Here is a 3322-nt window from a genome sequence, read left to right on the forward strand (position 1 = left end):
GTCAGGCCTTCGAGCAATCCGAGACAGGCCGGTAGCCTGCGCTTTTGTCGCCGCCTAAAACAAAACCCCCGCAAGGGATGCTTGCGGGGGTTTTGAGGAATAAGAGCTTGACGATGACCTACTTTCACAGACGTCCGTCCACTATCATCGGCGCAAAGGCGTTTCACAGTCCTGTTCGGGATGGGAAGGTGTGGGACCACCTTGCTATGGTCGTCAAGCGTAACTGGTTGCCGAGTCGTCTTTTTAAGGGACGCCCCAGCCAATTGGAAGAAGCACACCGCTAGCGATCAGTACGGATCAACTAGCAGCGGTTACGAAGGTGTCGAGCGCGGGTTGCGCTGCACTTCAATATTACGTTCTGTGGTCAACAACTTAACTCACTACAACCTCAAGGGTTATAGGATCAAGCCACACGGGCAATTAGTACTGGTTAGCTACATGCATTACTGCACTTCCACACCCAGCCTATCAACGTCCTGGTCTCGGACGACCCTACAGGGGGGTCAAGCCCCCGGGATACCTAATCTTCAGACGAGTTTCCCGCTTAGATGCCTTCAGCGGTTATCTCTTCCGTACGTAGCTACTCGGCAATGCCATTGGCATGACAACCGATACACCAGTGGTACGTCCACTCCGGTCCTCTCGTACTAGGAGCAGGCTCCGTCAAGTATCCAACGCCCACGGCAGATAGGGACCAAACTGTCTCACGACGTTTTAAACCCAGCTCACGTACCTCTTTAAATGGCGAACAGCCATACCCTTGGGACCGGCTACAGCCCCAGGATGAGATGAGCCGACATCGAGGTGCCAAACACCGCCGTCGATATGAACTCTTGGGCGGTATCAGCCTGTTATCCCCAGAGTACCTTTTATCCGTTGAGCGATGGCCCTTCCATACAGAACCACCGGATCACTATGTCCTACTTTCGTACCTGTTCGACTTGTCAGTCTCACAGTCAAGCACGCTTATGCCATTGCACTATCAAGACGATTTCCGACCGTCTCTAGCGTACCTTCGAACTCCTCCGTTACACTTTAGGAGGAGACCGCCCCAGTCAAACTGCCCACCATGCACGGTCCCCGATCCCGATTAGGGACCTAGGTTAGAACCGCAAACAGACCAGGGTGGTATTTCAAGGATGACTCCACGCGATCTGGCGACCACGCTTCAACGTCTCCCACCTATCCTACACAGGCCGGTTCACAATCCAATGCAAAGCTACAGTAAAGGTTCATGGGGTCTTTCCGTCTAGCCGCGGGGAGATTGCATCATCACAACCATGTCAACTTCGCTGAGTCTCAGGAGGAGACAGTGTGGCCATCGTTACGCCATTCGTGCAGGTCGGAACTTACCCGACAAGGAATTTCGCTACCTTAGGACCGTTATAGTTACGGCCGCCGTTTACCGGGGCTTCGATCAAGAGCTTGCACCCCATCACTTAACCTTCCGGCACCGGGCAGGCGTCACACCCTATACGTCCACTTTCGTGTTTGCAGAGTGCTGTGTTTTTAGTAAACAGTCGCAGCCACCGATTCACTGCGGCCTCTTCATGCTTTGTGCGCAGGCACATCACACTAATGAGGCATACCTTCTCCCGAAGTTACGGTATTAATTTGCCGAGTTCCTTCTCCTGAGTTCTCTCAAGCGCCTTGGAATATTCATCCCGTCCACCTGTGTCGGTTTGCGGTACGGTCTCGTAGAGCTGAAGCTTAGAGGCTTTTCTTGGAACTGCTTCCAGTTAGTTTAGAGCCGAAGCTCTATCCAGTCACACCCTTGAATTACGCACCCGGATTTGCCTAAGTGCCTTCTATGATGCGCCAACGGGGACATCCAACACCCCGATAACATTCTGCAATCCGTCCCCCCATCGCACTCTACGACGGTGCGGGAATATTAACCCGCTTCCCATCAGCTACGCATCTCTGCCTCGCCTTAGGGGCCGACTCACCCTGCGCCGATGAACGTTGCGCAGGAAACCTTGGACTTACGGCGAGGGGGCTTTTCACCCCCTTTATCGCTACTCATGTCAGCATTCTCACTTCCGATACCTCCAGCATTCCTCACGGAACACCTTCACAGGCTTACGGAACGCTCTCCTACCATGTGTACTAAAAGTACACATCCGCAGCTTCGGTCTATGGCTTAGCCCCGTTACATCTTCCGCGCAGGACGACTCGATCAGTGAGCTATTACGCTTTCTTTAAAGGATGGCTGCTTCTAAGCCAACCTCCTGACTGTCTATGCCTTCCCACTTCGTTTCCCACTTAGCCATAGTTAGGGACCTTAGCTGGCGGTCTGGGTTGTTTCCCTCTTGAGTCCGGACGTTAGCACCCGGTGCTCTGTCTCCCGTACTGTACTTGCCGGTATTCGGAGTTTGCCATGGGTTGGTAAGTCGCTGTGACCCCCTAGCCATAACAGTGCTCTACCCCCGACAGTAATATACGAGGCACTACCTAAATAGTTTTCGGAGAGAACCAGCTATCTCCAGGCTTGTTTAGCCTTTCACTCCGATCCACAGCTCATCCCCTAATTTTTCAACATTAGTGGGTTCGGTCCTCCAGCACGTGTTACCGTGCCTTCAACCTGGCCATGGATAGATCGCCTGGTTTCGGGTCTACACCCAGCGACTGAATCGCCCTATTCGGACTCGCTTTCGCTACGCCTCCCCTATTCGGTTAAGCTTGCCACTGAATGTAAGTCGCTGACCCATTATACAAAAGGTACGCAGTCACACCACGAGGGTGCTCCTACTGTTTGTATGCATACGATTTCAGGATCTATTTCACTCCCCTTCCGGGGTTCTTTTCGCCTTTCCCTCACGGTACTGGTTCACTATCGGTCGATCACGAGTATTTAGCCTTGGAGGATGGTCCCCCCATATTCAGACAGGATTTCACGTGTCCCGCCCTACTTGTTCGATGCTTAGTTCCACGTACTGAATTTCGCCTACAGGGCTATCACCTGCTACGGCTGGACTTTCCATTCCATTCGACTATTCACTACGCTAAAACATCCAGGCTGGTCCGGTTTCGCTCGCCACTACTTCCGGAATCTCGGTTGATTTCTTTTCCTCGAGTTACTGAGATGGTTCAGTTCACTCGGTTCGCCTCCACATGCCTATGTATTCAGCATGGGATACCGTATTACTACGGTGGGTTTCCCCATTCGGACATCTACGGATCAAAGCTTGTTTGCCAGCTCCCCGTAGCTTTTCGCAGGCTACCGCGTCCTTCATCGCCTGTGATCGCCAAGGCATCCATCATATGCACTTATTCGCTTGATCCTATAACGCTTGATGCTGTTATAGGAATATGAGTATAC

The 3322-nt window shown here is 52.5% G+C and carries 2 rRNA genes; both read right to left on the reverse strand.

The window, feature by feature from the left end:
* Positions 1–105: 105 nt before the first annotated feature.
* Positions 106–218 (reverse strand): 5S ribosomal RNA (gene rrf, locus ACLPGZ_RS19550).
* Between the two features lie 181 nt (positions 219–399).
* A 23S ribosomal RNA gene (locus ACLPGZ_RS19555) occupies positions 400–3284 on the reverse strand.
* Between the last annotated feature and the right edge of the window lie 38 nt (positions 3285–3322).

Source organism: Alcaligenes sp. Me129, assembly GCF_050487245.1.
Classification (GTDB): Bacteria; Pseudomonadota; Gammaproteobacteria; order Burkholderiales; family Burkholderiaceae_B; genus Alcaligenes; species Alcaligenes phenolicus.